General features: G+C 56.1%; 5 protein-coding genes and 1 pseudogene. All 6 read left to right on the forward strand.

Annotation, left to right across the window (positions count from 1 at the left end):
- Positions 1–144: pseudogene (locus WCG50_RS15380) on the forward strand (isochorismatase); the annotation flags it as partial.
- 137 nt (positions 145–281) lie between these two features.
- On the forward strand, positions 282–2,177 hold the full coding sequence (locus tag WCG50_RS15385; RefSeq protein WP_336900481.1) for a propionate--CoA ligase: 1,896 nt from the start codon (positions 282–284) through the stop codon (positions 2,175–2,177).
- 184 nt (positions 2,178–2,361) lie between these two features.
- Positions 2,362–5,229: a 2-oxoglutarate dehydrogenase E1 component gene (locus WCG50_RS15390; protein ID WP_336900482.1), complete on the forward strand. Its 2,868-nt coding sequence runs from the start codon at positions 2,362–2,364 to the stop codon at positions 5,227–5,229.
- Positions 5,230–5,308: 79 nt separating this feature from the next.
- The gene (gene odhB / locus WCG50_RS15395) at positions 5,309–6,547 is read left to right on the forward strand and encodes a 2-oxoglutarate dehydrogenase complex dihydrolipoyllysine-residue succinyltransferase (RefSeq protein WP_336900483.1); all 1,239 of its coding nucleotides are present in this window, start codon (positions 5,309–5,311) and stop codon (positions 6,545–6,547) included.
- A gap of 90 nt (positions 6,548–6,637) precedes the next feature.
- Positions 6,638–8,065 carry a dihydrolipoyl dehydrogenase gene (lpdA, locus tag WCG50_RS15400; RefSeq protein WP_336900484.1) on the forward strand — a complete coding sequence of 476 codons (1,428 nt, stop codon included), beginning with the start codon at positions 6,638–6,640 and terminating at the stop codon, positions 8,063–8,065.
- Positions 8,066–8,150: 85 nt separating this feature from the next.
- Positions 8,151–8,507 (forward strand): AFG1/ZapE family ATPase (gene zapE / locus WCG50_RS15405; protein ID WP_336900485.1); only part of this gene is annotated, 357 nt, incomplete at its 3' end.

The raw sequence follows: 8,507 nt of genomic DNA on the forward strand, positions 1-8,507 counted from the left end.
CGAACCGAGCGCAACCGAGATGCGGCATTCGATCGCTTGGCCGGGGCAGGCGCGGAGTTGGTGACGACCGAGATGGTGGCTTTTGAGTGGTTGCGTACCGCTGAACATCCAGACTTCAAAGCGGTTCAGGCCCTGATTAAATAAACGTTCCGTCAACCTTGTTATTTTGATTCCAGTTCTGTGCGTTAGTCCCCCGAATGCGAAGCTTAAAAGTCAGCTTGCAGCAAGTTGGATGCTAATAATCACGACCGGACCGATAGAGTCCATCTGGAGACAAAATAATGACGACGTACAACGAATTCCACAAGCGCTCACTCACAGAGCGGGATGCGTTCTGGTCCGAGCAGGCGCAACTGGTTGACTGGAAAACGCCACCGCAAACTGTCTGCGATTACAGCAACCCACCATTTGCCAAATGGTTTGTGGGCGGCACCACCAATCTGTGCCACAACGCGGTCGATCGTCATCTTAAAGACCGTGCTGATCAGGCCGCACTGATTTTTGTCTCCACAGAAACCGATGAAGAAACGGTTTACTCGTTTAAAGAGTTGCATGCCGAAGTGCAGCGCATGGCCGCTTCGCTGTTGGCGTTGGGCGTTCAAAAGGGCGACCGTGTTCTGATTTACATGCCCATGATTGCCGAGGCCGCCTTTGCGATGCTGGCCTGCACCCGCATTGGTGCCATTCACTCGGTGGTGTTTGGTGGTTTTGCTTCAGGTTCGTTGGCCTCGCGTATTGAAGATGCTTCACCCAAATTGATTGTGAGTGCAGACGCGGGTTCGCGTGGTGGTAAAGCGGTGGCTTACAAGCCGCTGCTGGACGAAGCCATTCGCCTGTCTAGCCATAAACCAGACGCCGTCATTCTGGTGGATCGCGGGCTCAGTGCCATGAATTTAGTGGCTGGTCGCGACCACCTGTGGGGCGCTCTGCGGGACAAGCACTTGAATACGGTGGTGGCGTGCGAGTGGGTCGATGCCACACACCCCAGCTACACGCTGTACACCAGCGGCACCACGGGCAAGCCCAAAGGCGTGCAGCGCGACACTGGTGGTTATGCCGTGGCGCTTGCGGCCTCCATGAAGCACATTTACTGCGGTAATGCTGGCGAAACTTATTTTTCGACCAGCGACATCGGCTGGGTGGTGGGGCACAGCTACATCATTTACGGCCCGCTGATTGCCGGCATGGCCACCATCATGTACGAAGGCTTGCCGACCCGTCCTGATGGCGGTATCTGGTGGAGTCTGGTTGAGAAATACAAAGTGACGGTGATGTTCAGTGCGCCCACCGCCGTGCGGGTGCTCAAGAAACAAGACCCGGCCTTGCTCTCCAAATACGATCTGTCGAGTTTGCGCGCCCTGTTTTTGGCGGGAGAGCCGCTGGACGAGCCCACCGCCAAGTGGATCAGCGAGAGTTTGGGCAAGCCCATCATCGACAACTACTGGCAAACAGAAACTGGTTGGCCCATCCTCTCAATCTGCAACGGTGTCGAGCCGATGGCGACCAAGTTTGGCTCGCCCGGCAAGGCCGTCTATGGTTTCGATGTGAAGTTGCTGGACGACCAGACCGGCGAAGAGCTGACCGGGCCCAATCAAAAAGGGGTTGTGGCGGTCGAAGGACCATTGCCACCGGGCTGCTTACAGACCATATGGGGTGACGACGCTCGTTTCGTTAGCACCTATTGGTCAAGCGTGCCGGGCAAGATGGTGTACAGCACCTTTGACTGGGGCATTCGTGATGCCGATGGCTACTTTTTCATCCTGGGCCGTACCGACGACGTGATCAACGTCGCCGGTCACCGCCTGGGCACCCGCGAAATTGAAGAAAGTATCTCGGCCCATCCCAATATCGCTGAAGTGGCGGTGGTGGGCGTGGCTGATCAGCTCAAAGGCCAAGTCGCTATGGCATTTGCCGTAGTGAAAGATGCCAGTCTGGTGACAGATGACGCTTCGCGCGCTAAATTGGAAGCCGAGATCATGAAAATGGTCGATGGTGATTTGGGCGCAGTCGCCCGTCCGGCGCGAGTTCGGTTTGTCTCGGTGCTGCCGAAAACCCGGAGCGGCAAGCTGCTGCGGCGGGCGGTTCAGGCGGTGTGTGAGGGTCGTGACCCTGGTGATTTGACGACCATGGACGACCCGGCAGCGCTGCAGCAGATCAAGGATTTGATTACAGGTTAGTTGTGGGGTCGCCGTAAGGCGGCGCCATAGGGTGTCATTTTCGGTGGCACAATTGAGAGAGTTACTAGGCCCTTCCTCGCCACAGTCGCATCCGCCAAACGGTTCAGCCGTGACGCGGGAGGTTAATCAACAATCAGCTTTAACCAGCTAATGTTTCCCAAAGGGAAACGAAAGTCAGCGAAAAATGAGTGAGAAAAACTCGGTTTTTACCGTTTATCAGGCGAATACCCATCTTTTTGGTGGGAATGCACCTTACATCGAAGAGATGTACGAGAACTACTTGGCCAATCCGGCCAGCGTAGATGATTCTTGGCGTGATTATTTCGATGCCTTGCAGAATGTTCCTGCCGTCGATGGCAGTAACGCCAAAGACGTTGCGCACCAGCCGGTCATTAACGCTTTCGCTGAACGCGCCAAGGCTGGTGTCACCAAAGTTGTCGTGGCCAACGTAGATCTGGAGATGGGGCGCAAGCGCACCGCCGTTCAGCAGCTGATTGCGGTCTACCGCACGGTCGGCCAACGCTGGGCTGATCTCGATCCCCTCAAGCGTGCAGAACGCGCTGACATCCCTGAGCTGGAGCCTGCTTTCTATGGCCTTGGCGATGCGGACCAGGAAATAGTGTTCAACACCAGCAACACCTACTTCGGCAAAGAAACCATGTCTTTGCGCGAGTTGATGAACGCGCTGCGCGAGACCTACTGCGGCACGATTGGTATCGAATTCATGCACACCAGCGACCAGGCTCAAAAGCGCTGGTGGAAAGAGCAGTTGGAAAGCACGCGCAGCAAGCCTAACTTTACAGGCGAGAAAAAGAAACAAATTCTGAATCGTCTGACGGCTGCTGAAGGTCTCGAACGCTTTCTTCACACCAAGTATGTGGGTCAAAAACGTTTTTCCCTCGAAGGTGGCGAGAGCTTTATTGCTTCCATGGACGAGTTGATCCAGTCCGCCGGCGCCAAAGGCGTGCAAGAAATCGTGATTGGTATGGCTCACCGCGGCCGACTAAACGTCTTGGTCAATACCTTGGGCAAGATGCCAGCTGACCTGTTTGCCGAGTTTGACCACACCGCCCCTGAAGATTTGCCAAGCGGCGACGTGAAATACCACCAGGGCTTTAGCTCTGATGTATCGACCCCTGGCGGTCCGATTCACCTGACACTGGCTTTCAATCCATCACACCTTGAAATTGTGAACCCGGTGGTTGAAGGCTCGGTGCGTGCTCGCATGGACCGTCGTGCTGATCCGTTGGGCAAGCAAGTGTTGCCCGTCCTGGTGCATGGTGACTCCGCTTTCGGTGGTCAGGGCGTTAACCAGGAAACCCTGTGCCTGGCGCAGACCCGTGGTTACAGCACCGGCGGCACGGTTCACATCATCATCAACAACCAAATTGGTTTCACCACGTCTGACCCACGCGACATGCGCTCGTCAGCGCATTGCACTGACATCGTCAAGATGGTGGAAGCACCGGTGTTGCACATCAATGGCGATGATCCTGAGGCCGTGGTGCTCGCGACGCAATTGGCGCTTGAATTCCGCATGAAGTTCAGCCAGGATGTGGTGCTGGACATTACTTGTTTCCGCAAGCTTGGCCACAACGAGCAAGATACCCCAGCGCTGACGCAGCCGCTGATGTACAAGAAAATTGCGACCCACCCCGGCACGCGCAAGATGTACGCTGACAAGTTGTCTGCACAAGGCTTGGGCGACACCTTGGGCGACGATATGGTCAAGGACTATCGCGCTGCCATGGATTCAGGCAAGCACACGATTGATCCGGTACTGAGCAATTTCAAGCACAAGTATGCGGTCGATTGGACGCCTTTCATGGGCAAAAAGTGGACTGATGCGGGCGACACCTCCATTCCCATGGCTGAGTGGAAGCGCATCGCTGAAAAGATCACCACTATTCCTGCAAGTGTGACGCCGCACCAACTGGTTCGCAAGGTCTATGACGACCGTGCTGCCATGGGTCGGGGCGACACGCCAGTAGATTGGGGTATGGGCGAACACATGGCTTTCGCCTCTTTGGTCGCATGCGGTTATCCAGTTCGTTTGTCAGGCGAAGACTGTGGACGCGGCACCTTCACCCACCGCCACGCGGTCATTCATGACCAAAAGCGCGAAAAGTGGGACACCGGCACCTATGTGCCTTTGCAAAATGTGACCGATGGACAAGCCCCCTTTGTGGTCATCGACTCCATCTTGTCTGAAGAGGCGGTGTTGGCCTTTGAATACGGTTACGCCTCCACCGACCCGAACACCATGGTGATCTGGGAAGCCCAGTTTGGCGACTTTGCCAATGGCGCGCAAGTGGTGATTGACCAGTTCATCGCCTCGGGTGAAGTGAAGTGGGGCCGTGTCAACGGCATCACGATGATGTTGCCGCATGGCTATGAAGGACAAGGCCCTGAGCACAGCTCGGCACGTTTGGAGCGCTTCATGCAATTGTCAGCCGACACCAACATGCAGATCGTGCAGCCCACCACGGCCAGCCAGATCTTCCACGTGTTGCGTCGTCAGATGGTTCGCAATCTGCGCAAGCCGCTCATCATCTTCACGCCCAAGTCACTGTTGCGTAACAAGGATGCGGCGTCGCCGTTGTCTGAGTTCACCAAAGGTTGCTTCCAGACCGTGATTCCCGAGAGCAAAGCGCTCAAGGCGGACAAGGTCAAGCGCGTGGTGGCCTGCTCCGGCAAGGTTTACTACGATTTGATGAAAAAACGTGAAGAAAAAGGGATTGACGACGTCGCCATCATTCGCGTCGAGCAGCTTTATCCGTTCCCGCACAAAGCTTTTGCTACTGAACTCAAAAAATATCCCAATGCGGCCGACATCGTTTGGTGCCAGGATGAGCCACAGAATCAGGGTGCCTGGTTCTTTGTGCAGCATTACATTCACGAAAACATGGTTGACGGACAAAAACTGGGCTACTCAGGTCGCGCAGCTTCGGCCTCACCCGCCGTTGGTTATTCGCACCTGCACCAAGAGCAGCAAAAGGCGCTGGTTGAAGGCGCTTTCAGCAAGCTCAAAGGCTTTGTTCTGAATAAATAAGTCACTGTTCACCCGTGAGGGCAGGCCTTGAAGTGTCTGCCCTGTCGTACCCCCCAGAAATACCTAACGAAAGAAATAAATGGCCATCGTAGAAGTTAAAGTTCCCCAGTTGTCCGAGTCCGTGGCCGAAGCCACTTTGCTGCAGTGGAAGAAAAAAGTCGGCGATGCCATCGCCATTGACGAAATTTTGATCGAAGTCGAAACCGACAAGGTCGTGATGGAAGTGCCCGCACCCGCTGCTGGTGTGTTGGTTGAGTTGGTGGTGGCTGATGGCGCTACCGTGGGTGCTGAGCAATTGATCGCCCGCATCGACACCGAAGGCAAAGCAACGGCAGTGGCCTCTGCTGCAGCTGCAGCGCCTGCGGCGGTAGCAACTTCGGTGGCTGCACCTGCTGCGTCTGGTAACTCGATGGCTGGTGTGGCGATGCCCGCCGCTGCCAAGTTGATGGCAGACAACCAGCTCGCAGCTGGTTCAGTGTCTGGTACCGGCAAAGATGGCCGCGTGACCAAAGGCGACGTGCTGGCTGCAGTGGCTGCTCCTAAAGTAGCACCTATGGCTGCCAAGGCACCGGTGGCTGCATTGCCGCAAGTGTCAGCACCAGCGCTTGCTTTGGGTGACCGTCCTGAACAACGCGTGCCGATGAGCCGTTTGCGTGCCCGTGTTGCCGAGCGTCTGTTGCAATCGCAATCGACCAACGCCATTTTGACCACCTTCAATGAGGTCAACATGGGCCCGTTGATGGACATGCGCAAGAAGTTCCAGGACAAGTTCGAGAAAACACACGGCATCAAAATTGGCTTCATGAGCTTCTTTGTCAAGGCCGCTGTTCACGCCCTGAAGAAATTCCCCGTGCTCAACGCCTCGGTGGATGGCAACGACATCGTTTACCACGGTTACTTTGACATCGGTATCGCCGTCGGCTCGCCTCGCGGTCTCGTGGTGCCTATTTTGCGCAACGCCGATCAGATGAGCTTTGCCGACATCGAGAAGAAAATTGCTGAATTCGGTGCCAAAGCACGCGACGGCAAGATGACGATGGAAGAAATGACCGGCGGTACGTTCTCTATCTCCAATGGCGGCACCTTTGGCTCCATGCTGTCTACGCCCATCATCAACCCACCTCAGTCGGCTATTTTGGGCGTTCACGCGACCAAAGACCGCGCCATGGTGGTTAACGGCCAAATCGTGGTCCAACCCATCAACTACCTCGCCATGAGCTATGACCACCGCATCATTGACGGCCGCGAAGCCGTTTTGGGCCTGGTCGCCATGAAGGAAGCCCTCGAAGATCCAGCCCGCCTGTTGTTCGACATCTAAGCCAAACCCCTGACAGACCCACCCATGAGGACGGACGTTTGAGTCCTTCTCGTCGGTGGGTTTTTCTACAACAAAATTAAAGGAATTCTCATGAGTAAACAATTCGACGTCGTCGTCATCGGTGGTGGTCCTGGTGGTTATATTGCCGCCATTCGTGCAGCCCAGTTGGGCATGAACGTGGCCTGCATTGACGAGTGGAAAAACGCCAAGGGCGGCCCCGCTTTGGGTGGCACTTGCACCAATGTCGGTTGCATCCCGAGCAAGGCGCTGTTGCAGTCGTCCGAGCACTTTGACCACGCCAACCACCATTTTGCAGACCATGGTATTTCGGCCTCCAACGTGACCATGGATGTGGCCAAGATGGTGGCCCGCAAGGACACCGTGGTCAAGCAAAACAACGACGGTATTCAGTACCTGTTGAAGAAAAACAAGGTCGCGTTCTTTCACGGCCGCGGCTCTTTTGTCAAAGCAGTTGAAGGCGGCTACGAACTCAAGGTGGCCGGTGCTGCCGAAGAAATCATCATCGCCAAGCAGGTCATTCTGGCCACCGGCTCCAATGCCCGCGCTTTGCCAGGCACCCCGTTTGACGAAGAAACCATTCTCTCCAACGACGGCGCGCTGCGCATTGGTGCGTTGCCAAAACGTTTGGGCCTGATCGGCTCTGGCGTGATCGGCCTCGAAATGGGCTCGGTCTGGCGTCGTCTGGGTTCTGAAGTCACCATTCTCGAAGGCCTGCCGGTTTTCCTGGGCGCGGTGGACGAACAGATCGCCAAAGAAGCGCACAAGGCTTTTGTCAAGCAAGGCCTCAAGGTCGAACTCGGCGTCAAGGTCGGCGAGATCAAAAAAGGCAAAAAAGGTGTGAGCGTGGCCTGGACCAACGCCAAGGGCGAAGCCCAAACCCTCGAAGTCGACAAGTTGATCGTTTCGATCGGCCGCGTGCCCAACACCATCGGCTTGAACGCCGAAGCGGTGGGCCTGGCGCTCGACGAGCGTGGCGCGATTGTGGTGGACGAGCAATGCCGCGCCAACCTGCCAGGTGTCTGGGCGGTGGGCGACGTGGTACGCGGCCCCATGCTGGCACACAAGGCAGAAGAAGAGGGCGTTGCGGTGGCGGAGCGCATGGCAGGTCAGCACGGCCATGTCAATTTCAACACCATTCCCTGGGTGATTTACACCAGCCCCGAGATTGCCTGGGTCGGTCGTACCGAGCAGCAACTCAAGGCCGATGGCGTGGCTTACAAAGCCGGTACTTTCCCGTTCCTGGCGAATGGCCGCGCTCGCGCTTTGGGCGACACCACCGGTATGGTCAAAATGCTGGCCGATGCGACCACGGACGAGATTCTGGGCGTTCACATCGTCGGCCCGATGGCCAGCGAATTGATTGCCGAGTGTGTGGTGGCGATGGAATTCCGCGCCAGCAGTGAAGACATTGCCCGCATCTGCCACGCGCATCCCTCATTGAGTGAAGCCACCAAAGAAGCGGCATTGGCCGTGGACAAGCGAACCTTGAATTTTTAATTAAATTTAAGGTAAATTGGCCTCTAGCCCCCGTCCAGTAAGCGTAAGCAGCTATTATTTATATAGCAATAAGAAAGCCATATCCTTGAACGTCAAAGAAGCTTACCAAGCCGAGTTGGTTGCCCGCGGCTATACCGCAGATCCGGCGCAACTGCGGGCGGTTGATGCACTGGACCGCTGCGCCCAGGAGTGGTCGCAGTTCAAGGAGAAACGCTCCAATGCCTTCAAAAAGCTGATCAACCGTCCTGATGTCCCGCGTGGTGTTTACATGCACGGGGGAGTAGGGCGGGGCAAGAGCTTTTTGATGGATTGCTTTTTTGGCGCTGTGCCGCTCAAGCGGAAAACCCGGCTGCATTTTCACGAGTTCATGCGCGAAGTGCACCGGGAACTGGCGGGGCTGCAAGGCACAGTGAATCCGCTGGACGAACTGGCCAAGCGCATT

The sequence above is a fragment of the Rhodoferax sp. genome, from assembly GCF_037143375.1.
Lineage (GTDB): Bacteria > Pseudomonadota > Gammaproteobacteria > Burkholderiales > Burkholderiaceae_C > Rhodoferax.